The organism is Rickettsia endosymbiont of Nabis limbatus (assembly GCF_965196655.1).
GTDB lineage: Bacteria > Pseudomonadota > Alphaproteobacteria > Rickettsiales > Rickettsiaceae > Rickettsia.
Genome location: NZ_OZ239771.1, coordinates 208743 through 230483, shown reverse-complemented (window position 1 = coordinate 230483; position 21741 = coordinate 208743). Strand labels below are relative to the sequence as shown.

Sequence of the window (21741 nt, the reverse complement as noted above, 5' to 3'; positions counted from 1 at the left end):
AATAAAATAATAATAATGCAAATTTATCCTTTGAGGCTTTTGCCTAATAAAATCGATTTTGATTTTATGAATTTTAAAAAAGTCAGTTACACTTTCTCAATTATTTTATCACTCATTAGCTTTATTTGGATTGGTATGTACAAATTTAATTTCGGTATTGATTTTGCCGGAGGTATAGTTATAGAAGTAAGGCTTGACCAAACGCCAGATTTACCAAAAATGCGTCAAGTTTTAGGCGAGCTTGGAATTGGTGAGGTAGTGCTACAAAATTTCGGTAGTGAGCGTGATTTATCGATCAGATTCGGTAGTAGTAGCGAAGATAATTTAATGAAAAATATTGAACTAATTAAATCAACTCTTAAAAATAATTTTCCTTATAATTTTGAATATCGAAAAGTGGATTTCGTTGGTCCGCAGGTCGGTAGGCAATTAATTGAGGCAGGGACTATGGCAATGCTATTTTCGTTTGCGGCAATTATGGTTTATATTTGGGTGCGTTTTGAATGGTATTTCGGGCTTGGTATACTTATAGCTTTAGTGCATGATGTTATATTAGCACTCGGATTTATGAGTATAACAAAGCTAGATTTTAACTTAAGTACTATTGCGGCAGTGTTAACTATCATAGGATATTCTGTTAATGATTCGGTAGTAATATATGATAGGATTAGGGAAAACTTACGTAAATATCATAAAAAAGGCATAACAGAAATTATAAATCTAAGTATCAATGAGACTTTATCGCGAACAATTTTAACAGTAGTAACTACTTTGCTTGCTAATTTGGCACTTGTTCTTTTTGGTGGTGAAGCGATTCGTAGTTTTAGCGTACTTGTATTTTTTGGAATAATAGCGGGTACTTATTCATCAATTTTTATTTCTGCTCCAATACTTACGATATTTGCTAATAGAAAATTTGAGAAGAAAATATAAAAAATATTGTCATTACGAGGATGTACCCCTTATTACTGGATCCCGTGGTCAAGCCACGGGATGACAATGAGGATGTTTTTCGATCCATGCCCACGATATGACATAATAAGGCTTTGCCACTCCTCGCAATGACAAAACAAGAGTAATTTATGCTGAAAAAAGAAGATAGAATTTTTACCAATTTACACGGCGAACAGAGCCATGATTTGAAATCTAGCAAGAAGCGTGGTGATTGGTATAATACTAAAGCTTTGCTTAATAAGGGCAAAGAATGGATTATTGAAGAGGTTAAGAAATCAGGGCTTAGAGGGCGAGGAGGTGCAGGATTTTCTACCGGTACTAAATGGTCTTTTATGCCCAAAGAATCAAAAAAGCCATCTTATTTAGTGGTTAACGCTGATGAATCTGAACCAGGTACTTGCAAAGATCGAGATATATTAAGATATGAACCGCATAAGTTAATAGAGGGGTGTTTGCTCGCCAGTTTTGCCATAGGAGCAAATAGCTGTTATATCTATATTAGAGGGGAGTTTTACAACGAAGCTTCCAATATTCAGCGTGCTTTAGATGAAGCATACAAAGATGGTTTGATAGGAAAAAATGCTTGCGGTTCAGGCTTTAATTGTGATATTTATTTGCATCGTGGAGCTGGGGCTTATATTTGCGGCGAAGAAACCGCACTGCTTGAAAGTTTAGAAGGTAAAAAAGGCATGCCACGACTAAAACCGCCTTTTCCGGCAGGCTTCGGGTTATATGGTTGCCCAACCACTATAAATAATGTTGAATCTATCGCAGTAGTACCAACTATTTTAAGGCGTGGAGCTACTTGGTTTGCATCCATCGGTAAACCTAATAATACCGGCACTAAGATTTTTTGTATATCGGGTCATGTTAATAAGCCTTGTAATGTTGAAGAGGCAATGGGGATTCCTTTAAAAGAAATCATTGAAAAACATGCGGGTGGTGTTCGTGGCGGTTGGGATAACCTCAAAGCTATAATACCGGGTGGCTCTTCCGTTCCTTTGCTTCCTAAATCCTTATGCGAAACTGCCTATATGGACTTTGATAGCTTAAAAGCAGCAGGTTCTAGTTTAGGTACTGGCGGGATTATTGTTATGGATAAATCTACTGATATTATTTATGCAATAGCACGTCTTAGTAAGTTCTATATGCATGAGTCTTGCGGGCAGTGTACCCCGTGCCGTGAGGGTACAGGATGGATGTGGCGTGTTATGATGAGGCTCGTTAAAGGTGATGCCAAAAAATCCGAGATAGATCAGCTTCTTGAAGTTACAAAGGAGATAGAGGGGCATACTATTTGTGCACTCGGTGATGCTGCCGCTTGGCCAATTCAGGGGCTAATAAAGCATTTTAGAGATGAGATTGAAAGCAGAATACAATAGCTTCTAGATCATTCCCGCTCCCGCCGGAATGACATAGAAGTCGCAGGATGACAACTTATAAATAACTAAAAAAACTTTATGCAAACAAATACTGAATCAAATAATACTAAAACAACTGACCAAGAATGGAAATCTTTTATTTTTGTAGTAGTTATTGCACTAATGATTAGAATATTAATAATAGAATCCTTTGTTGTTCCGACTGGGTCAATGAAAGCTACTATACTTGAAAATGATCGGATTTTTGGTACAAAATATAGTTATGGATATAGTAATTATTCTTTATCTTTTTTTGATTTTATTCATTTATTTAAGGGACGAATATTTGCTCGCACTCCAGAGCGTGGTGATATCATAATTTTTCGTCCTCCTCATGAGATGAGTACTAGATATATAAAGCGTTTGATAGGGCTACCTGGGGATAAAGTGCAATTAATTGACGATGTAATATATATTAACGATGAAAAAATAGAGCGTATAGAGTCAGGAATTTATGTTAGTGAAGAGGGAAGAAAATATTTAAAATTTAAGGAAACACTACCAAATGGCAAAACATATTTTTCTTATAAGCTTGCTCCTGTTTTAGGAATTATGTCTAATGATAAGTATGGTAACACAGACGCTTTTTATGTACCAGAGGGGGAATATTTCTTTTTAGGAGATAATAGAGATCAGTCAAATGATAGTAGGATAGATTTAGGTTTTGTGCCGTTTGAGAATTTTATTGCCAAAGCACAATTTATTTGGTTTTCAACAAAAATAACATGGTGGGATAGTGATATAGGGGTTATTAATCTAATATTAAAGTTAAAGCCCTGGGTAGAGTCTATTAGGTTTAATAGGATATTTAGAAATCTATACAGCATAGAGGATTGATGGAGTCATTTGAGGAGTTAGAAAAATTACTTGATTATAGTTTTAAGAATAAGGCACTTTTAACAGAAGCTTTAAGTCATCCATCTTTAAGACAGCATCATGAATATAAGGCTAATAAAGATTATGAGAGATTAGAATTTCTAGGTGATGCGGTATTAAATTTAGTCATCACAGAAATTTTATTTAATAATTTCAAAGAATATAACGAAGGAAATTTAGCTAAAATCAGATCATATCTAGTTTGTAAGGAAACAATTTGTGTTGTAGGGGCTAAGCTCGGTTTAAAAGATTATATTATTATGACTCATGGCGAAGAAATAGCCGGCGGACGTGATAATCCTAATAATATAGAAAATGTTACGGAAGCTTTAATTGCAGCTATATATCTCGATAGTGATATTACTACAATTCATAATATTATAGGGAAATTATGGGCAGAATTTATAAAAGTCAAAGATTTAACAGATTACGACCCTAAAACCGCCTTGCAAGAATGGGCACAAAGCAAAGATCATCATATCCCGATATATCGACTTATTAAAAGAGAGGGCGTAGCTCACTTATCAACCTTTACAGTATCAGTAAAAATAAACGGCTATGAGCAAACAGGTAAAGGACACTCTATAAAAGAAGCTGAAAAAAACGCCGCAAGAAGTTTATTGCATAGGCTTAAAAATGATTAAACAAAAAACAGTTTCTGTTTGTATTATCGGGCGACCTAATAGCGGCAAGTCTACTTTGCTAAATAGAATAATCGGTGAAAAGCTTTCGATAGTTACTCCCAAAGTTCAAACAACTAGGTCGATTATTACCGGTATCATTACCTTAAAAGATACGCAAATAATTTTGTATGATACTCCCGGGATATTTGAGCCGAAAGGAACTTTAGAAAAGGCAATGGTTAGATGTGCTTGGTCTAGCCTGCATAGTGCCGATATTGTCATGTTAATTATTGATAGTTTAAAGCCGCTAGATAACATAACGCATGATATCTTAAATAAGCTTCGCTCACTTAATGTTGTGCCGGTATTTTTGTTAAACAAAATAGATGTCGAATCGAAATATATAGACGACACTAAAGCTTTTTTAGCTGAAAATTATCCTGATAGTTTGCTTTTCCCTATTTCTGCTATTTCAGGTGAGAATGTTGATAAGCTACTTGAATATATAACAAGTAAAGCAAAAATAGCTCCTTGGCTTTATGAAGAGGATGACATAACCGATTTGCCGATGCGTTTTATTGCTGCGGAAATTACGAGAGAGCAATTATTTTTAGGTTTGCAGCAGGAACTACCTTATAAGCTAACTGTGCAAACCGAAAAATGGGAAGAGCTTAAAGATAAATCCGTAAAAATTAATCAGATTATAGTAGTTTCAAGAGAGAGCTATAAAACTATAATACTCGGTAAAAACGGCTCAAAAATTAAAGAGCTAGGGGCAAAATCTCGTATGCAAATGCAGCAATTTTTTGGCTTCCCCGTGCATTTGTTTCTATTCGTTAAAGTACGTGAGCTATGGGAAGATAATCGTGATTATTATCAGTATATGAAGATATGAGGAGTTTAAACGTCATGAGCTAAGAAAGAGGCAAAGCCTCGACGTGGCAATCTCATGAAATAATACTAAATTCCTGAGATTATTTCGTAATTTCCTCGCAATGACGGGTTTAGAAAAATAACATTATACAAAAAAACAATGATAGTACTTGGGATTGATCCGGCACTTGGGAGTCTTGGTTGGGCAGTAGTAGCAAAGGAATCTACAAAGCTGAAATATTTAGCTAGCGGCGTTATCAAAACAAGTAGTAAAGACGAAATGCATAACAGGCTTGCCTTTATCAATGACGTACTAGAAAAGGTGATATTAGAATATAAGCCGAATATGGCGGCGATTGAAGAAACGTTTGTTAATACTAATAGCGTAACTTCCTTAAAGCTTGGCTATGCAAGAGGTGCTATAATGTCGCTTATAGGTAAGCACAGCTTGGGTATGCGGGAGTTTAAACCCAATACAATAAAAAAAACTGTCACAGGTTATGGTCATGCTGAAAAGGATCAGATTTTGCATATGATTAAGTTATTGCTGCTTGGTACTTCGGCAATTACCAACTCTGATGAGGCTGATGCCGTGGCAATCGCTTATACTTGTCTAGTTACAAAGAATTACTGAAATGAAGCCTATAATAATATTAGTTGCACCGCAAATGGGTGAGAATATAGGTGCTACCGCAAGAGCCATGAAGAATTTTGGCTTAAATGAGCTTAGAATCATAGCCCCGAGAGATGGCTGGCCTAACGAGCAAGCACGTAGTAACGCAGTTGGAGCGGTCAATATAATAGATAATGCAAAAATTTATGATAGCCTTGAGGAGTGTATTAAAGACCTTGAATATCTGTATGCGACTACTTGTATCAAACGGGCGATGAATAAAGATTATGTATTCTCACAAAATCTAACTTCCGATTATCCGAGTCTTGCAAAAATCGGGATAATGTTTGGGCGAGAAAATAACGGGCTTAGCAATGAAGAAATTGCACTTGCCAATAAGATTATCACTATTAATACCACGGAATTTAGTTCACTAAATATTGCTCAGGCAGTTATTATTGTATGCTATGAATTGTTTCGTAATTCCGAGTCAAGAGAAGATATTTATAATGTCCAAAAACTCGCTACTAAAGAGGAAATAGATCATTTCTTGACAAATTTATTCGGTAAATTAGACAAAACCGGATTCTTTAAAATTCCGGAAAGAAAGCCTATTATGCAGCAAAACATCACCAATATATTTATGCGTATAAATAACCTCTCTACCCCCGAAATCCAAACCCTACAAGGTATCATAAAATCTTTGAATAATTTTTAATGATTTTCATGAATTCTATCAATGATGTCTAGAAGCTTTTTGAGCTCAGGAACATAAGTTCTTATTCGATTATAGATTTCATCGGCAAGTTTTTCATTATAAGTGTGTGAGGTCATATTGCGGTCAAGTAGCATATGAACCCATAAAGCTTCATCATTTATAATGCCCACTGCGTAAGCTTCTTTAATGACTTCTTTGGGATAATTGAGAACTATACCCATTTGAGCAAAATACTCTTTTAAAAATTTCCAAGCAAATTCAAAAGTAAATTCAAATCTTTGAATTGTTGCGTCTACATAAGCTTCATCCTCTGTTACTTCCTTTAGATAAATAGCTTCAAGTTTAATGAGAGCCTTACGAAATTTTTCAAGCTTAATCTCTTAGGGTTTAATTCCCCGAAGGTCTGCTTCGTGATATACTAGATGCATGGAAGAAAGCAGTTATATACATAAAAGTGATAATGTCACAGTACTAATATATCATTTAGTAACACCGGCAAAGTATAGAAGAGTAATATTCAAAGAGGAACTAGACGATTATTTATGTAAAATTTGTGAGGACATAGAAGCTCGTTATGAAATTAGATTTTTGGAAATAGGAGTAGATAAAGAACATGTACATTTTTTACTACAGTCAATACTAATGTATAGCCCAACAAAAATAACTCAAATCATAAAAAGTATTACATCTAAGGAAATGTTTAAGAAATATCCAAATCTTAAAGAAAAATTATGGGGAAGTGAGTTTTGGAGTAAAGGATATTTTATGAGCACAGTAGGTAAACATGGTGATGAGCGGAAATTACGTAATTATGTAAAAAATCAAGGTTCAGGCAAACCTTCTTATAAAGCATTTCAACAAAAACAGTTAAACCTTTTTGGATAGATACCTCGTAGCTCTGCTGCGAGGAGTATCATTGTTTACTTTTAACATATAAAATCTTTTTATTTCTTATTATATTTTCATAAAGCTCACGGCTTATTTTCGTGTTATCGAACCTGACACAATCTATCTTTAAAAGCGTATCAGCATCATTTATAATATCTACAACTTTTAACCATTCTTGATCTGTAATATTAGGGCAAATGATAGCAAGATCAATATCGGAACGCTTGTTGTTATCGCCTCTAGCACGAGAACCAAAAAGCCATATTTCTTCGATAAATGGTAAAGATTTTAGCTTTTTGATAAATATGTAGGATTGTATATCTTTATTCATTTAATTACCAGCTTTTATATTAAAGGTTTAATAATCTCAGCTACTCTTCCTGCTTCATCTAAAGGTGGATAGCTATACTCTTCTAATTTCGTTACAGACTTATCAAACATTCTTGCTATTTTCAGTTCAACCAGTTTTTTTACAAAAATTTTGTGTTTTGAGGAGTTAAAATTTGATGGGCAGAATATATAAAGAGGTTTGCCGCTTGAAGCTGCCTCGCTGCACATTGATATAGAATCGGCTGTAGAGATTATATATTTTGCTTTAGCTAACATAGCTATGTAAGGATTATATCCATTAGACATACTCCCAAACTCTACTTCTAGAGGTAATTTGTGTGTCAATCCGGTACTCGTATCCTCACGTACTAAAGTGTACGCTGTGGTACTGTGTTCCGTGTTTCCTACAAATTTCTCTCTGTAAGCGAATTTGGAAATATGTCTAATATCAACAGTTGGATCATATATAATTGTTGAAGTTGGCATATTATCTTTGATAATTGATTTTACCGGATCAGGTGTGCGTCTGCTAAAACTAATGAAAAAAGGAATTTTTTGATTATCATATATTATTTTTAATAATGAAGAAAAATGAATAGCTTCTTTTTCAGTAAAATTAAATTTCTTATTATTTCCACCGATTATTACGGCAATAAATTCTTTAAGCTTAGGGTAATGTTTTTGTAGTTCTGCCTCTGCTATAGCAAATTTAGCAGTTACGTTATTAATAGCTCCGTTTATTGGGATGATCTTGTCATTGCGAGGAAATGCGTAGCATTGACGAAACAATCTAGCGAAAAAGTTCTGAGATTGCCACAGCCACTTCATGGCTTCGCAATGACGTTGATCATGATAAGGTAAAATGACTGCCTCAAACACCTCATAAGATAAATTAGGTTGCATTATTTGAATCAGTTTAATTTCTTTTTTTAACTTGTTTTTTAAATAAAATGCCAAAGCTGCTGTTCTTCTTCCAGCAGTAATAATTATATCAGCTAGAGGCTTATCTAAAATATTCCGTAATATCTCTTTCTTTATATGTACAGGATAATATTTAAGTAAAAAGTTTGGCAGCTTAGCTAAGCAATTATATTCAAGTCCAATGATTGTATATTCTCTAGCTAGTTTTTCAGCAAGTGCAATTGTTTGATGGTTATTGCCTGTTCTACTATCTGTAAGCACCCAGATCATAAATATTCCTTTAAAGGTAGTGTTAATAAGTCGGTAAGCAGGAGTGATTTATCGCAAGCATTAGCTATTTTTGGCATAACAGGAATTTGGGCTATTAAAGGTATATTATATTTTTGTGATAAATGACTGCCGCTATTCCCTTCAAAGAAATTGCTCATATTCTCGATTATTCCGAGTATCGGTAAATTTAATTTTTGATATAAATCTATAGAGCGTACGACATCTATCTCTGACATTTTTTGCGGAGTAGTGACGATTACCACGCCGTCTAAATGATAATTCTCAAGCATACTTAAATGAATATCGCCTGTTCCTGGTGGCATATCAATAATTAAATAGTCAAGGTTATCCCATTTCGTCACTGATAATAATTGATAAATAGTTTTACTAGCCATAGGACCACGCCAAATAATTGCTGAATGATCTTTAACAAAGAAGCCTATAGATATTACATCAATATTTTTTGCTCTTACCGGTATTATTCGTCCATCAATTGTTTGCGGAACCTCGTTAATACCAAATATATGCGGAATTGAAGGTCCGTAAATATCAGCATCAACTATGCCAACTCGGTAATTCTCAAGACTTAATTGCTGAGCAATGAGAGCCGATATTGTAGATTTACCAACCCCTCCTTTACCTGAAGCAACTAAAATAATTTTTTTAACATTCTCCACCAAATGTTTTGGTTTTTGAGGTTTTTTCTCTACTGTTTTACTCTCAGTAAAAACGATAGTTATTTTACCTATGTCAACTATTTCGTTAAGCTTCTTAATGGCTTCATTCTTTATTTCTTCGGCTTCTAATTTGTCGATACCTGATATATCTATTGAAAAACCAATATTATTGTGTTTAATTATAATATTTGATATAACTTTTTTTAAAAAAGTACCGTCTTTAAAAGCAATATTATGCAGTTTATTGATGATTTGGTTTTGGTGTAAATCAGCCATAATTAAAATTCCTTTTTAAGTCTGCTATAAGTTCGCAACTTGACGTTAAATACTATAATATATATAATCATTAAATCTTCAAATTTCAAAATTAATATAAAAAGCAAATGCTTAATAAAAAATATATCCCAATTTTCAAAAAATCTCCGTGGAAAGATTTTGATAACGATAAAGATGATAACATATTCACAAGACCAAGAAAAAATCAATTTAATTTTGATAAATTTCAGTTTCAATTTAATTTCAGTACAAAAACAATAATTTTAGTTGCTCTAGCATCTTTTGTTTTGTGGCTTGCTTCAGGTATTTATGAAGTAAAAGAAGGTGAAGAAGCGGCTGTAACAAGGTTTGGACGTTTTGTTCGTAAAGGTTACGCTGGTCTTAATTATCGTTTGCCTGCCCCATTCGAAAAAGAAATAGTCGAGAAAGTTAAACAATCAAGACGAATTGAGATCGGATATCGTACAAATAATTCTGTGCGTAGTGGTGGTGATACCAAAAATATTGCCGGTGAAAGTATTATGTTAACTGGTGATGAGAATATTGTTGCTTTAAATTGTGACGTAATATGGCATATTAATAACCTTGAGGATTTTATGTTTAATGTACAAAAGCCTGAAGAAACAGTTAAGTCAACAGTAGAAAGTGCCGTTAGAGAAGTGATAGGGAACACGCCTATTTCTTGGGTATTATCTGATCAGAAACAAGAAATTACTCATAAAATAGAAACATTAGCACAAAAAATTCTAGATAGTTATAACGTTGGAGTAATGATTGAAAAGGTGCAATTATTAAAAGCTGAGCCACCTGCTGAGGTTATAGATGCTTATAGAGATGTGCAAACTTCAAAAGCAGATAAAGAAAAGGAAATAAATCAAGCTCAAGCCTATACTAATAAAGTATTGCCCGAAGCCAGAGGTGCAGCAGCTAGAATTACAGAAGAAGCAGAAGCCTATAGAGAGGAAATAATATCAAAGGCTGAGGGAGATAGCCAGAGATTTAATGCAATTTACAAGCAATATGCTGTAAACAAGCAAGTAACTAGAGACAGGCTATATTTAGAAGTAGCTGAAGAAGTATTAAGCGGGTCAAGTAAGACTATTATTAATAATGCGTTACTTCCGCATATGGTTATTAAGTAGATGAATTTCAAAAATTGGTTGCGTCGTCTCGTCATTGCGAGGAAATTACAAAGTAATTGACGAAGCAATCTCAGGATACTTGAGAAGATTGCCTCCGCCCTCTGCTATGCATCTCCTCGCAATGACGAAGCTAATCAAACAACAAAAAATGTTAAATTAAATGCAAAAGATTTACTATATAATTTTTACGGTTCTTTTTGGGCTGATATTAATTTCTAGCTCACTATTTTCAGTTGATCAACGTCAATCTGCTGTAGTATTCCAATTTGGTGAAGCAGTAAGAACCATAGAAAAACCTGGGCTACATATTAAAATTCCGTTAATTCAAAATGTTGAATTTTTTGATAAGCGTCTTTTAGATGTTGAAGTTGAAGCAAAAGAGTTAACAGCTGCTGATGGTAAAAGAGTTATCGTTGATGCTTATGCTAAGTTCCAAATTAATAATCCTGTAATGTTTTATAAAACTGTTCATGATTATCAAGGAGTCAAAATTAGGCTGACTCGTAACCTTGAATCCTCAATGCGAAAAGTAATAGGTAAGATTTCACTAAGTAGCTTATTATCCCAAGAGCGTAGTAATGTAATGCTTAATATTTTAAATCAAGTAGACGGTGAAGCTAAAAGCTTTGGTATTGATGTGGTTGATGTTAGAATTTTAAGAGCTGACTTACCAAAAGAAAATAGTGCGGCTATTTATCGTCGTATGCAAACTGCTCGTGAAAAAGAAGCAACACAAATTAGGGCAGAAGGTCAGGAAGAAAGTGTTCGTATTCGCTCAAAAGCAGATAAAGAAAGCAAGATAACACTTGCTAAAGCTTACAAAGATGCTCAAATTATCAAAGGTGATGGTGATGAGAAAGCGGCTAAAATATATAATTCTGCTTATTCTGCCGATCCGGAATTTTACAAATTTTATAAGTCGCTTTTAGTATATAAAAATTCTTTAAAGAAAGAAGATACTAATTTTATCATTTCGCCCGATGCTGAAGTTTTAAAATATCTTAATTTAGCTAAGTAGTATATGAATCTGAAAATATTTTTTGTTATAATAATTTTAATATTTAATAACAATGTTTTAGCGAAAGAAAATAATAAATCTTCAAAAGCAATAGATTCGGAAGAGGAAAGTGAATTTACTGAAATAAATTCCATACCTCTAAAAGTAAATAATGCATCACGTTATAGTTTTGCTGATATAGTTGAGCCTTTAATCCCTGCTGTTGTTAATATTTCTACTATAGAATATGTTAATAGTAAGTCAGAAGCTGTGGAAAAAGATCCTTTACAAGAAAAAAAACCTTTGGATTTCATTAATTATTTTCTAGAACGTCTTAACATACCTCTCAATCTCGAAGAAGTTGACCCTACTCCAAAAGCAATGCCGCTCGGTTCTGGGTTTATTATTGAGCCTAATGGTTTGATAGTTACAAATTATCACGTGATTGCTAATGTTAGTAAAATTAATGTAAAATTAGCTGATAACACTGAATTACCAGCTAAATTAATAGGTAGTGATACTAAAACTGATTTAGCTCTTTTAAAAATAGATGTTGAAGAACCGCTGCCTTTTGTTGAATTTGGTGACTCAAATGACGCAAGAGTAGGGGACTGGGTTATTGCAATCGGTAATCCTTTCGGTAATCTTGGTGGTACTGTTACTGCTGGTATTATTTCTTCAAAAGGACGGGATATTGATATTGACACTAATAATATAGTTGATAATTTTATCCAAACAGATGCGGCAATTAATAACGGCAATTCTGGTGGACCAATGTTTAATTTGGATCAAAAAGTAATTGGTGTAAATACTGCAATTTTCTCGCCACTTGGTACTAATATAGGTATTGGTTTTGCTATCCCTTCAAATACTGCAAAGCCTATAATTGAGCGTCTTAAAAAAGATGGTAAAATAAATAGAGGGCGTCTTGGTGTAACAATACAAGATTTGACCGAAGAAATATCAGAAGGATTAGGGTTAAAAGACACTAATGGTGTGTTAGTTGCTAAAATACAAAAAGATGATCCAGGTGATAAAGCAGGTATCAAAACAGGTGATATAATATTAGAGTTTGCAGGGCAAACAGTTAAAAATACTAAAAGATTACGTGTAATTGTAGCTGATATTCCTGTTGATCAAGAAGTGAAAGTAAAAGTATTACGAGATGGAGAAGCAATAGAACTACCAATAAAAATGACAGCAGATAATGAAGAAGTTAAACAAGAAGCTATAGAAGAAAATATAGAAAAAGTTACTAAGAAAGAAGATAATGGTACGTCTATTGTAAAAAGTAATATCACTTTTAGTAATTTGACTGAGGAATTAAAGCAAAAATTTGCTATATCTGCTGATAAAGTAGGATTAGTTATTACAAATGTTGAAGAAGAAGATAGTAGCTTTAGAGTTGGTGATTTAGTAAGTAATGTTAATCAAGAAAGCATAAGCGATATAAATAAACTAGAAGAATTATACGAAAATGCTAAAAAATCAGAAAAGCAAAATATTTTGCTTTTGATTGAGAGAGGTGATAGTAGTATGTTCGTGCCATTATCGGTTACTAATTAAGTATCATGTCGTGGCGGTGTTATCTGCGTGGATACCAAATACGTCATTGCGAGCGACTGTAAGGAGTGTGGCAATCTTAGGAGATTTTTATGAGATTGCCACGTCGCTTTGCTCCTCGCAATGACAATAAAAACAACCAATACCATAATTTATGAGTGAAAAAATTGCAATTTTAAGTGCATATAGTTTTGTAAATATAGAAGAGCCGGAAAGCTTAATACCGAAACTATTATTTGTCGGTAAAAGAAAATATGTTAAAGGTACTATCTTATTATCGAAAGAGGGTTTTAATGGTTCTTTTTCAGGTTCATGTGAAAGTGTAAATCTTGTACTTGAGGAATTAAAAAAGCTAACTAATGCGAAAGAGGTGAATGTTAAAATAAATTACAGTGCAATACATCCTTTTCAAAAATTAAAAGTCAGACTTAAAAAAGAAATAGTTGCTATGAATGTTGACAATTTAAATGTTAATCTATTTAAAGGCGAGTATATAGAGACAAAAGATTGGGATAAATTTATTACACAAAAAGATGTTATAGTAGTAGATACACGTAACGACTATGAAGTAGAAGTTGGTACATTTAAATCGTCAATTAATCCGTATACTGAAACATTTAAACAATTTCCGGCTTGGGCTGAACAAAATGCCGAATTACTTAAAGGTAAGAAAATTGCAATGTTCTGTACTGGCGGCATACGTTGTGAGAAATCTACTAGCTTACTGAAAAGTATGGGACATGAAGAAGTATATCACTTAAAAGGCGGTATATTGCAATATCTAGAAGATACGCAAAATAAGAATAATTTATGGCAAGGTGAGTGCTTTGTTTTTGATGACAGAAGAGCAGTAGCAGATGATTTAGTGCCTGCTGAGGGGTACTGGCTCGAGAGAAAGTAATGTCATACCGTAGCTGCATGGATCAATTTTTCCATCATTGCGAGGAGCAAAGCGACGAAGCAATCTCATCAAATAATACTAATACTCCTGAGATTGTCACGCTCATTTCATTCGCGTAGCTCATGATGATCAAGTGACATAGAGTTATGCAGTGCTACACAAATTAATCTCTTAGGGTTTAATTCCCCGAAGGTCTTCTTCGTGATATACTAGATGCATGGAAGAAAGCAGTTATATACATAAAAGTGATAATGTCACAGTACTAATATATCATTTAGTAACACCGGCAAAGTATAGAAGAGTAATATTCAATGAGGAACTAGACGATTATTTATGTAAAATTTGTGAGGACATAGAGGCTCGTTATGAAATTAGATTTTTGGAAATAGGAGTAGATAAAGAACATGTACATTTTTTACTACAGTCAATACCAATGTATAGCCCAACAAAAATAACTCAAATCATAAAAAGTATTACATCTAAGGAAATGTTTAAGAAATATCCAAATCTTAAAGAAAAATTATGGGGAAGTGAGTTTTGGAGTAAAGGATATTTTATGAGCACAGTATGTAAACATGGTGATGAGCGGAAATTACGTAATTATGTAAAAAATCAAGGTTCAGGCAAACCTTCTTATAAAGCATTTCAACAAAAACAGTTAAAACTTTTTGGATAGATACCTCGTAGCTCTGCTGCGAGGAGTATCATTAATGTATTATTTTATGACTAAAACCAAACAAGAAATTTATAATAAGCGTCCGACTTCGCCGCATTTAACTATATATAAGCCGCAAATAAGTTCTACCTTGTCGATTTTGCATCGTATGACAGGCGTAGCTTTATTTTTTACAGTTTCAATTTTGGCATGGTGGTTTATTTTTAGTAAATTTGATAGTAATTATATACAGCTAGCTAATTGTTGTTGCATTATAAAAATATGTTTGATTCTAACTAGTTTTGCTTGGTTTTATCATTTATGTAATGGCATTCGGCATTTATTTTGGGATATCGGTTATGGCTTTTCTATAAAAGCAGTTAATTTATCAGGCTGGAGTGTGGTTATTTGTTCCATCTTATTTACGATATTGCTATGGATATGAAAACCTATTATGAAAACTACCTTACCTGAACGTTCTTTAAAAATTAGGGTTAGGCTTAATTTTATAGAATCGGTGTCATCCCGTGGCTTGTCCACGGGATGACACCGAGGGCGTTTTTTGGATCCCGCTACAAGCACGCGGGATGGCATACTTAATAACAAAAAAAATGTGTTTAGAGAAAATTAATGACATATGATTTTAGAGCAGAGATTGTAAAAGCAAAAAATACTGGTTCTGCTAAAAGCGGTTCGCATCATTGGTTGCTACAAAGAATTACGGCTATTATATTAGCTTTGTGTTCTGTGTGGCTAATATATTTTACGCTAGCCAATAAAAATAGTGATGTAAACATTATTATCTGGGAACTAAAAAGACCTATTAATTTGGTGCCTTTATTAATTGCAGTAATTACTTCTTTATATCATGCAATGCTCGGTATGCAGGTAGTAATTGAGGATTATATAGGCTGTAATAAACTGCGTAATACATTAATTATAGCAGTGAAGCTATTTAGTATTTTAACTATAGTAGCTTTTATAGTAGCTTTGTTTTATAAGGGATAAATATGAGTCCTATGTCATTCCTGCGAAAGCAGGAATCCAGTAATAGAAAGGTATACAGCAACTCTCTAAAGTTAAAAGCTTGATTTATCTTGCTTTAAAATGGATTCCTGCTTTCGCAGGAATGACATAGAGAGTAAATATTTAAAAATAAAAAATTAATTCAATGACCAATTCGTATAATATAATTCATCATAAATTTGACGTAATAGTCGTAGGTGCTGGTGGTGCAGGTTTACGTGCTGCGTTCGGTATGGCTAAAGAGGGTCTTAATACGGCTTGTATATCTAAGCTATTCCCAACTCGTAGCCATACTGTTGCAGCACAAGGCGGTATTAGTGCGGCTCTTGGTAATATGGGGGCGGATGATTGGCGTTGGCATATGTATGATACGGTTAAAGGTTCTGATTGGTTAGGAGATCAGGATGCTATTGAATATATGTGCAAGAATGCTCCGGATGCGATTTTAGAGCTTGAGCATTATGGAGTACCCTTTTCAAGAACCGAAGAGGGAAAAATTTATCAGCGTCCTTTTGGCGGCATGACTACCGAGTACGGCAAAGGCAAGGCAGCACAACGTACATGTGCGGCAGCTGATCGTACTGGGCACGCTATACTTCATACTTTATATCAACAGTCATTAAAGCATAAAGTACAGTTTTTTATCGAATATTTTGCTATTGATTTATTGATGGAAGATGGTGAATGTAGAGGGGTGGTTGCATGGAATTTAGATGATGGTAGCCTGCATTGTTTCAGAGCTCATAACGTAGTGCTTGCAACGGGCGGATATGGGCGTGCTTATTTTTCGGCAACTTCGGCTCACACTTGTACAGGTGATGGGGGTGGTATGGCGATTAGAGCAGGCTTGCCGTTGCAAGATATGGAGTTTGTCCAGTTCCATCCAACCGGAATATATTCAGCTGGTTGTCTTATAACAGAGGGAGCAAGAGGTGAAGGTGGTTATCTTGTTAACGCTAATGGTGAGCGTTTCATGGAGCGTTATGCGCCGGCTGCAAAGGATTTAGCCTCAAGGGATGTAGTTTCAAGAGCAATGACTATTGAAATCCGTGAGGGGCGAGGAGTTGGAGAGCATAAAGATCATGTATTCTTACATTTAAATCATTTATCACCTGAAATTTTACATAGTCGTTTGCCTGGTATTTCTGAAACAGCTAAAATTTTTGCTGGTGTTGATGTAACCAAAGAGCCGATACCAGTGCTTCCTACAGTGCATTATAACATGGGCGGGATCCCTACTAATTATCATGGTCAGGTAATAATTAAAGATGGTAAAAATCATAATAGTATAGTAAAAGGTCTTATGTCAATCGGAGAAGCTGCTTGTGTATCGGTGCATGGTGCTAATCGTTTAGGTTCAAATTCTTTGCTTGATTTGGTGGTATTCGGCAGAAGTGCAGCACTAAAAGCAGCTGAGCTTATTAAGCCAGCAAGCCCGCATAAGCCTGTATCAGAAGAATCACTTGAAAAAATTGTTAGTAGATTTGATATAATTCGTCATAGTAGTGGTAATATTTCGGTTGCAGATTTAAGGCTTAAAATGCAAAGAACTATGCAAAGCCATGCTTCGGTATTTAGAACTCAAGAAGTTTTAAATGAAGGGACAAAAATGATTAGCGAGATAAGAAGTAGCTATAAGGACATAAAAATTAATGATAGATCTTTAATTTGGAATAGTGATTTGGTTGAAGCCTTAGAGCTGGATAATTTACTCGATCAAGCTTTAGTAACTGTATATTCAGCAGCTGCAAGAAAAGAAAGCAGAGGAGCACACGCAAGAGAAGATTATCCTGATCGTAATGATAAAGAATGGATGCAGCACACTCTTAGCGGGGTTGATGAAGCCGGCAAGGTGGTGCTTGATTACAAACCTATTACTTTAACTACTTTGAGTGATGAAGTAAAGGCAGTTCCACCGGCGAAAAGAGTATATTAATATATACTCGTTTTATTTAAAAAATTAGCTACGTTATTTTTCGCTTTTAATCCTCACGTACTAATATGTACGCTACGGTTAAAAGCTTCGAAATGCCTTGCTCTTTTTCAAATAAAACTTCGTCTACGGGTTTTTTGTTTATCATTAAGTATATAAAATATGTTTGAATATTTAATAAAATTTTCTCCAAAAATTCTTTTTATTGTAGAAGGAACTTTGATCACTTTAAAATATAGCGTTATTGCTGTTATATTTGGTCTAGTTATAGGAGTATTGCTAGCACTTTGTAAGGTAAATAAAAATCGTGCATTAAGACTTTTCGCAGATTTTTATACTTCCATTTTTAGAGGCACACCTTTATTAATTCAGTTAAGTATTATATATTTTGCATCGCCTTATTTAATAGGTATTAAATTTACTGTATTTATGGCAGGTGCTATTTCTTTTTCTCTTAATTCAGGTGCTTATGTTTCGGAAGTAATAAGAGCAGGAATTAATGCAGTTGATAAAGGGCAGTTTGAAGCAGCTGAAGCTCTTGCTATCCCCAAATTTTTGATTATGAAAGATATAATTTTGCCACAAGCAATTAAAAATATTTTTCCATCGTTAACCAATGAGCTTATCAATTTAATTAAAGAGTCAGCCATTATTTCAATGTTTGGAGAAATGGATCTAATGAAAAGGGCACAAATTGTATCGCTTGAGACATATAATTATTTTTTCCCAATGATTGTTGCCGCTTGTTGTTACTATATTTTAGTGATGCTAATAAGTTTTATAGCAAGAATAATAGAGAAAAAACTAATTGTTAGTTAAAACATACTTGCTTTTATGGAAAAAGTAATTATAATTTAAATTTAGTGTAATTTAATTTAACAGGGCAAATATATTATTTGCATTTGTAAAATCATTTAAAATTCAAAGGGCAAAAGTAGTTTTTGCCCTTTAATCATCGTATATATAAGTTTTTTTGGAGTGTTTTTTTAATGCCAACATATAATCAATTAGTACGTTTTGGAAGAAAATCAAAAGTTCGTAAAACTAAATCTCCTGCGTTAGAGGCTAATCCTTTTAAAAGTGGAGTTTGTTTAGTAGTAAAAACTGTTACTCCTAAAAAGCCTAACTCAGCTCTTCGTAAAGTAGCAACTGTGCGTTTAAGTAATAAAAGAACTGTGAATGTTTATATTCCTGGTGAGAAGCATAGTGTGAAAGAGCATGATAGAGTGTTAGTAAGAGGCGGTCAGGTTCCTGATCTTCCAGGGGTAAAATATCACGTGGTACTCGGTGCTTATGATATTGCTGGAGTTAAAGGACGTAAACAAGGTCGTTCACGTTATGGTGCTCCTCGCAAACAAGTTGTAGCTACAAAAAAATAATTATTAAGTTAGAGAGAAAAAGTCAAATGTCACGTCGTCATGCCGCAGAAAAGCGAGTAATTTTACCTGATATGAAGTATAACAGTGTTTTACTTTCTAGGTTTATCAATAATATTATGAAAGAGGGAAAAAAAGCTCTCGCAGAAAAAATAGTTTATTCTGCTTTCGATAAAATTGAAAAGAAACATAAAGCTGATCCGTATCAGACTTTCAATAATGCTATGAATAATGTAAAGCCATATTTGGAAGTAGCTTCTGTAAGAGTAGGAGGAGCTAATTATCAAGTTCCAACTCCGGTTGATGAAAGAAGAGGCTATGCTCTTGCATCTCGTTGGATTATTACAGCAGCAACAAAACGTTCTGAAAAAATGATGATTGATAAACTCGCTGAAGAATTATTTGAAGCTTCAAATAATAGAGGTGTTGCTATTAAGAAGAAAGAAGACACTCATAAAATGGCTGAAGCTAATAAAGCTTTCTCACACTTTAGCCCTAAAAAAACAAAGCAGGGTAACTAAATATGAGTAAAAAGCTTGAAAACATCCGTAATATCGGTATATGTGCTCATATTGATGCAGGTAAAACTACTACTACAGAACGTATTCTATATTATACAGGTAAATCTCATAAAATAGGTGAAGTTCATGAGGGTGGTGCTACCATGGACTGGATGGAGCAGGAGCAGGAGCGTGGTATAACAATTACCTCGGCTGCTACTACTTGTAGATGGCAAGATAAACAAATTAATATTATTGATACTCCTGGACACGTTGACTTTACTATTGAAGTAGAGCGTTCTTTACGTGTTCTTGATGGTGCTGTTGCAGTATTTGACGGCGTTGCAGGTGTGGAACCACAATCTGAAACGGTATGGAGACAAGCTGATAAATATAATGTTCCTAGAATGTGTTTTGTCAATAAAATGGACAGAATGGGAGCAGATTTTTATAGATGCGTTGAGATGATCAAGGATCGTTTAGGAGCAAAGCCTTTAGTTATTCAGCTTCCAATAGGCATTGAAGAAAATTTCAAAGGAGTTGTTGACCTTGTTAAAATGCAAGCAATAGTTTGGAAAGATGAGTCTTTAGGTGCTGAGTATTTTTATCAAGAAATTCCTGATGATATGAAAGCAAAGGCAGAAGAATATCGTGCTAATTTACTTGATATGGTTGTTGAGCTAGACGATAAAATCATGGAAAAATATTTGTCTGGTGAGGAAGTAACAGAAGAAGAAATTAAGAAATTAATAAGAAAAGGTACTATTTTAGCAGCTTTTTATCCAGTTTTATGTGGTAGTGCATTCAAAAATAAAGGCGTACAGCCCTTACTTGATGCTGTAGTAGATTATTTACCATCACCTATTGATATTGCTACAGTAAAAGGCGTTGAAGTTAGCACAGGTGAGGAAAAAGATTTTCCTATTTCTGTGTCTGAGCCATTTTCTGCCTTAGCATTTAAAATTATGAATGATCCTTTTGTTGGTTCATTAACTTTTATTAGAGTGTACTCAGGTAAGATTACGTCAGGAACTAGCGTTATTAATACTGTAAAGAATAAAAGAGAGAAAATAGGTAGAATGTTATTAATGCATGCTAATAACCGTGAGGATGTAAAAGAAGCATCAGCCGGTGATATAGTAGCATTAGCAGGGCTTAAAGATACTACTACTGGTGATACATTATCGGATGAAGATAAAAAAGTAATACTTGAAAGAATGGAATTCCCTGAGCCAGTTATTGAACTTGCAGTAGAGCCTAAATCAAAGGTCGATCAAGAAAAAATGGGTCTAGCTCTTTCTCGTTTAGCAGCCGAGGATCCTTCATTTAGAACTTCAACTGATCAAGAAACAGGACAAACTGTTATCAAGGGAATGGGTGAGCTTCACTTGGAAATTATCATCGATCGTATGAGAAGAGAGTTTAAAGTTGAAGCGAATATAGGAGCTCCTCAAGTTGCATATCGTGAAACAATTACTAAATCTTGTGAAATTGATTATACCCATAAAAAGCAATCAGGTGGTGCAGGACAATTTGCACGTGTAAAAATTATTTTTGAACCTTTAAAAGACGTAAAAGATTTAAAAGAAGAAGATAAAAATAAGAGCTTTATTTTTGAAAGTAAAATTGTTGGTGGTGCTGTACCTAAAGAATATATTCCTGGTGTAGAGAAAGGATTAAATAACATTAGAGAAACAGGCGTAATTGCAGGTTATCCTATGATTGATTTTAAAGCTACATTAATTGATGGAGCTTTCCATGATGTGGATTCTAGCGTACTTGCATTTGAAATTGCCGCAAAAGCAGCATTTAGAGAGGGAATGCCTAAAGGTAATCCTAAATTACTTGAACCTATTATGAAAGTTGAAGTGATTACACCAGATGAGTATATGGGTGATGTTATTGGTGATCTAAATAGTCGTAGAGGACAAGTTCAAGGTATGGAGCCAAGAGGTAATGCTCAAGTGATTAAGGCACATGTTGCTTTAGCTGAAATGTTCGGTTATGTTAATACGCTTAGATCTTTATCGCAAGGTAGAGCTCAGTATAGCATGGTATTTGATCATTATGACCAAGTGCCAACTCAAGTTGCGGATACTATTAAAGCTAAAAAATAATATTTATTATTAGCTTAAAAGTAAAGTAAGATTAAAAATATTATATTTAAATAAAAAGGTTTTCAATAAATTTTGTTGATTTTTTATTTAA

23 protein-coding genes and 1 pseudogene are annotated in these 21741 nt (G+C 34.0%); 20 read left to right on the top strand and 4 right to left on the bottom strand.

From position 1 onward, the window contains the following. Positions 1-15 precede the first annotated feature (15 nt). The 7 genes from secF to ACOAL3_RS01230 all read left to right on the top strand — a co-directional run bounded on the left by secF (position 16) and on the right by ACOAL3_RS01230 (position 6078). Entirely contained in the window at positions 16-933 is a 918-nt protein-coding gene (gene secF, locus ACOAL3_RS01260) for a protein translocase subunit SecF (RefSeq protein ID WP_395476684.1), read from the top strand. A gap of 149 nt (positions 934-1082) precedes the next feature. Beyond that, positions 1083-2336 carry an NADH-quinone oxidoreductase subunit NuoF gene (nuoF, locus tag ACOAL3_RS01255; RefSeq protein ID WP_419235180.1) on the top strand — a complete coding sequence of 418 codons (1254 nt, stop codon included), beginning with the start codon at positions 1083-1085 and terminating at the stop codon, positions 2334-2336. A 78-nt stretch (positions 2337-2414) separates the two neighbouring features. Next, positions 2415-3212 (top strand): signal peptidase I, encoded by a 798-nt coding sequence (gene lepB, locus ACOAL3_RS01250; protein ID WP_395476682.1) that lies wholly within the window; start codon positions 2415-2417, stop codon positions 3210-3212. After that, the gene (gene rnc / locus ACOAL3_RS01245; protein ID WP_395476681.1) at positions 3212-3895 is read left to right on the top strand and encodes a ribonuclease III; all 684 of its coding nucleotides are present in this window, start codon (positions 3212-3214) and stop codon (positions 3893-3895) included. The genes lepB and rnc overlap by 1 nt, the downstream gene beginning before the upstream one ends. Next, complete coding sequence (gene era, locus ACOAL3_RS01240; RefSeq protein WP_395476680.1) at positions 3888-4769, top strand: GTPase Era; 882 nt, start codon at positions 3888-3890, stop codon at positions 4767-4769. Before rnc ends, era begins: the two co-directional genes overlap by 8 nt. A gap of 138 nt (positions 4770-4907) precedes the next feature. Continuing rightward, the gene (gene ruvC, locus ACOAL3_RS01235; RefSeq protein WP_419235179.1) at positions 4908-5381 is read left to right on the top strand and encodes a crossover junction endodeoxyribonuclease RuvC; all 474 of its coding nucleotides are present in this window, start codon (positions 4908-4910) and stop codon (positions 5379-5381) included. Position 5382: 1 nt separating this feature from the next. Beyond that, positions 5383-6078: an RNA methyltransferase gene (locus ACOAL3_RS01230; protein WP_395476678.1), complete on the top strand. Its 696-nt coding sequence runs from the start codon at positions 5383-5385 to the stop codon at positions 6076-6078. On the opposite strand, the gene ACOAL3_RS01225 is transcribed toward ACOAL3_RS01230, so the two are convergent. After that, positions 6075-6410 carry an HI0074 family nucleotidyltransferase substrate-binding subunit gene (locus ACOAL3_RS01225; RefSeq protein WP_419235669.1) on the bottom strand — a complete coding sequence of 112 codons (336 nt, stop codon included), beginning with the start codon at positions 6408-6410 and terminating at the stop codon, positions 6075-6077. The genes ACOAL3_RS01230 and ACOAL3_RS01225 overlap by 4 nt on opposite strands. A 94-nt stretch (positions 6411-6504) precedes the next feature. Here ACOAL3_RS01225 and tnpA (ACOAL3_RS01220) point away from each other — a divergent pair, with 94 nt between their 5' ends. Further along, complete coding sequence (tnpA, locus tag ACOAL3_RS01220; protein WP_419234857.1) at positions 6505-6963, top strand: IS200/IS605 family transposase; 459 nt, start codon at positions 6505-6507, stop codon at positions 6961-6963. A gap of 28 nt (positions 6964-6991) precedes the next feature. On the opposite strand, the gene ACOAL3_RS01215 is transcribed toward tnpA (ACOAL3_RS01220), so the two are convergent. From ACOAL3_RS01215 to ACOAL3_RS01205, 3 genes and pseudogenes are all read right to left on the bottom strand, one after another. After that, positions 6992-7297, bottom strand: a complete 306-nt coding sequence (locus ACOAL3_RS01215; protein ID WP_419235178.1) for a nucleotidyltransferase domain-containing protein — start codon at positions 7295-7297, stop codon at positions 6992-6994. A gap of 4 nt (positions 7298-7301) precedes the next feature. Then, positions 7302-8487: pseudogene (locus ACOAL3_RS01210) on the bottom strand (ELM1/GtrOC1 family putative glycosyltransferase). Further along, positions 8484-9440: an Mrp/NBP35 family ATP-binding protein gene (locus tag ACOAL3_RS01205; protein ID WP_419235177.1), complete on the bottom strand. Its 957-nt coding sequence runs from the start codon at positions 9438-9440 to the stop codon at positions 8484-8486. Before ACOAL3_RS01205 ends, ACOAL3_RS01210 begins: the two are co-directional and overlap by 4 nt. A 107-nt stretch (positions 9441-9547) precedes the next feature. Here ACOAL3_RS01205 and hflK point away from each other — a divergent pair, with 107 nt between their 5' ends. The 12 genes from hflK to fusA all read left to right on the top strand — a co-directional run bounded on the left by hflK (position 9548) and on the right by fusA (position 21650). Further along, positions 9548-10582: an FtsH protease activity modulator HflK gene (gene hflK, locus ACOAL3_RS01200; RefSeq protein ID WP_419235176.1), complete on the top strand. Its 1035-nt coding sequence runs from the start codon at positions 9548-9550 to the stop codon at positions 10580-10582. A 160-nt stretch (positions 10583-10742) separates the two neighbouring features. After that, positions 10743-11600, top strand: coding sequence for a protease modulator HflC (gene hflC, locus ACOAL3_RS01195; RefSeq protein WP_395476672.1), 858 nt, complete (start codon positions 10743-10745; stop codon positions 11598-11600). Positions 11601-11603: 3 nt separating this feature from the next. Next, positions 11604-13145 (top strand): Do family serine endopeptidase, encoded by a 1542-nt coding sequence (locus tag ACOAL3_RS01190; protein WP_419235175.1) that lies wholly within the window; start codon positions 11604-11606, stop codon positions 13143-13145. 151 nt (positions 13146-13296) lie between these two features. Next, a complete protein-coding gene (gene trhO, locus ACOAL3_RS01185) occupies positions 13297-14043 on the top strand; it encodes an oxygen-dependent tRNA uridine(34) hydroxylase TrhO (protein ID WP_419235174.1) in 747 nt (248 codons plus the stop codon). Between the two features lie 217 nt (positions 14044-14260). Continuing rightward, a complete protein-coding gene (gene tnpA, locus ACOAL3_RS01180; RefSeq protein WP_419234544.1) occupies positions 14261-14719 on the top strand; it encodes an IS200/IS605 family transposase in 459 nt (152 codons plus the stop codon). A 46-nt stretch (positions 14720-14765) separates the two neighbouring features. Further along, positions 14766-15143 carry a succinate dehydrogenase, cytochrome b556 subunit gene (sdhC, locus tag ACOAL3_RS01175; protein ID WP_395476669.1) on the top strand — a complete coding sequence of 126 codons (378 nt, stop codon included), beginning with the start codon at positions 14766-14768 and terminating at the stop codon, positions 15141-15143. Between the two features lie 185 nt (positions 15144-15328). Continuing rightward, positions 15329-15706, top strand: a complete 378-nt coding sequence (gene sdhD, locus ACOAL3_RS01170) for a succinate dehydrogenase, hydrophobic membrane anchor protein (RefSeq protein WP_419235173.1) — start codon at positions 15329-15331, stop codon at positions 15704-15706. Positions 15707-15869: 163 nt separating this feature from the next. Continuing rightward, the gene (gene sdhA / locus ACOAL3_RS01165; protein ID WP_419235172.1) at positions 15870-17660 is read left to right on the top strand and encodes a succinate dehydrogenase flavoprotein subunit; all 1791 of its coding nucleotides are present in this window, start codon (positions 15870-15872) and stop codon (positions 17658-17660) included. Between the two features lie 159 nt (positions 17661-17819). Next, a complete protein-coding gene (locus ACOAL3_RS01160) occupies positions 17820-18476 on the top strand; it encodes an amino acid ABC transporter permease (protein ID WP_011477822.1) in 657 nt (218 codons plus the stop codon). Between the two features lie 170 nt (positions 18477-18646). After that, a complete protein-coding gene (gene rpsL, locus ACOAL3_RS01155) occupies positions 18647-19036 on the top strand; it encodes a 30S ribosomal protein S12 (protein WP_341788384.1) in 390 nt (129 codons plus the stop codon). A gap of 26 nt (positions 19037-19062) precedes the next feature. Then, on the top strand, positions 19063-19554 hold the full coding sequence (rpsG, locus tag ACOAL3_RS01150) for a 30S ribosomal protein S7 (RefSeq protein ID WP_395476666.1): 492 nt from the start codon (positions 19063-19065) through the stop codon (positions 19552-19554). A 2-nt stretch (positions 19555-19556) separates the two neighbouring features. After that, a complete protein-coding gene (gene fusA, locus ACOAL3_RS01145; RefSeq protein WP_419235171.1) occupies positions 19557-21650 on the top strand; it encodes an elongation factor G in 2094 nt (697 codons plus the stop codon). Positions 21651-21741: the final 91 nt, after the last annotated feature.

Bases quoted from the DNA above. Each gene is read 5' to 3' on its own strand.
- secF (WP_395476684.1), top strand. From the start codon at position 16: ATGCAAATTTATCCTTTGAGGCTTTTGCCTAATAAAATCGATTTTGAT.
- nuoF (WP_419235180.1), top strand. From the start codon at position 1,083: ATGCTGAAAAAAGAAGATAGAATTTTTACCAATTTACACGGCGAACAG.
- lepB (WP_395476682.1), top strand. From the start codon at position 2,415: ATGCAAACAAATACTGAATCAAATAATACTAAAACAACTGACCAAGAA.
- rnc (WP_395476681.1), top strand. From the start codon at position 3,212: ATGGAGTCATTTGAGGAGTTAGAAAAATTACTTGATTATAGTTTTAAG.
- era (WP_395476680.1), top strand. From the start codon at position 3,888: ATGATTAAACAAAAAACAGTTTCTGTTTGTATTATCGGGCGACCTAAT.
- ruvC (WP_419235179.1), top strand. From the start codon at position 4,908: ATGATAGTACTTGGGATTGATCCGGCACTTGGGAGTCTTGGTTGGGCA.
- ACOAL3_RS01230 (WP_395476678.1), top strand. From the start codon at position 5,383: ATGAAGCCTATAATAATATTAGTTGCACCGCAAATGGGTGAGAATATA.
- tnpA (WP_419234857.1), top strand. From the start codon at position 6,505: ATGGAAGAAAGCAGTTATATACATAAAAGTGATAATGTCACAGTACTA.
- ACOAL3_RS01215 (WP_419235178.1), bottom strand. From the start codon at position 7,297: ATGAATAAAGATATACAATCCTACATATTTATCAAAAAGCTAAAATCT.
- ACOAL3_RS01205 (WP_419235177.1), bottom strand. From the start codon at position 9,440: ATGGCTGATTTACACCAAAACCAAATCATCAATAAACTGCATAATATT.
- hflK (WP_419235176.1), top strand. From the start codon at position 9,548: ATGCTTAATAAAAAATATATCCCAATTTTCAAAAAATCTCCGTGGAAA.
- hflC (WP_395476672.1), top strand. From the start codon at position 10,743: ATGCAAAAGATTTACTATATAATTTTTACGGTTCTTTTTGGGCTGATA.
- ACOAL3_RS01190 (WP_419235175.1), top strand. From the start codon at position 11,604: ATGAATCTGAAAATATTTTTTGTTATAATAATTTTAATATTTAATAAC.
- trhO (WP_419235174.1), top strand. From the start codon at position 13,297: ATGAGTGAAAAAATTGCAATTTTAAGTGCATATAGTTTTGTAAATATA.
- tnpA (WP_419234544.1), top strand. From the start codon at position 14,261: ATGGAAGAAAGCAGTTATATACATAAAAGTGATAATGTCACAGTACTA.
- sdhC (WP_395476669.1), top strand. From the start codon at position 14,766: ATGACTAAAACCAAACAAGAAATTTATAATAAGCGTCCGACTTCGCCG.
- sdhD (WP_419235173.1), top strand. From the start codon at position 15,329: ATGACATATGATTTTAGAGCAGAGATTGTAAAAGCAAAAAATACTGGT.
- sdhA (WP_419235172.1), top strand. From the start codon at position 15,870: ATGACCAATTCGTATAATATAATTCATCATAAATTTGACGTAATAGTC.
- ACOAL3_RS01160 (WP_011477822.1), top strand. From the start codon at position 17,820: ATGTTTGAATATTTAATAAAATTTTCTCCAAAAATTCTTTTTATTGTA.
- rpsL (WP_341788384.1), top strand. From the start codon at position 18,647: ATGCCAACATATAATCAATTAGTACGTTTTGGAAGAAAATCAAAAGTT.
- rpsG (WP_395476666.1), top strand. From the start codon at position 19,063: ATGTCACGTCGTCATGCCGCAGAAAAGCGAGTAATTTTACCTGATATG.
- fusA (WP_419235171.1), top strand. From the start codon at position 19,557: ATGAGTAAAAAGCTTGAAAACATCCGTAATATCGGTATATGTGCTCAT.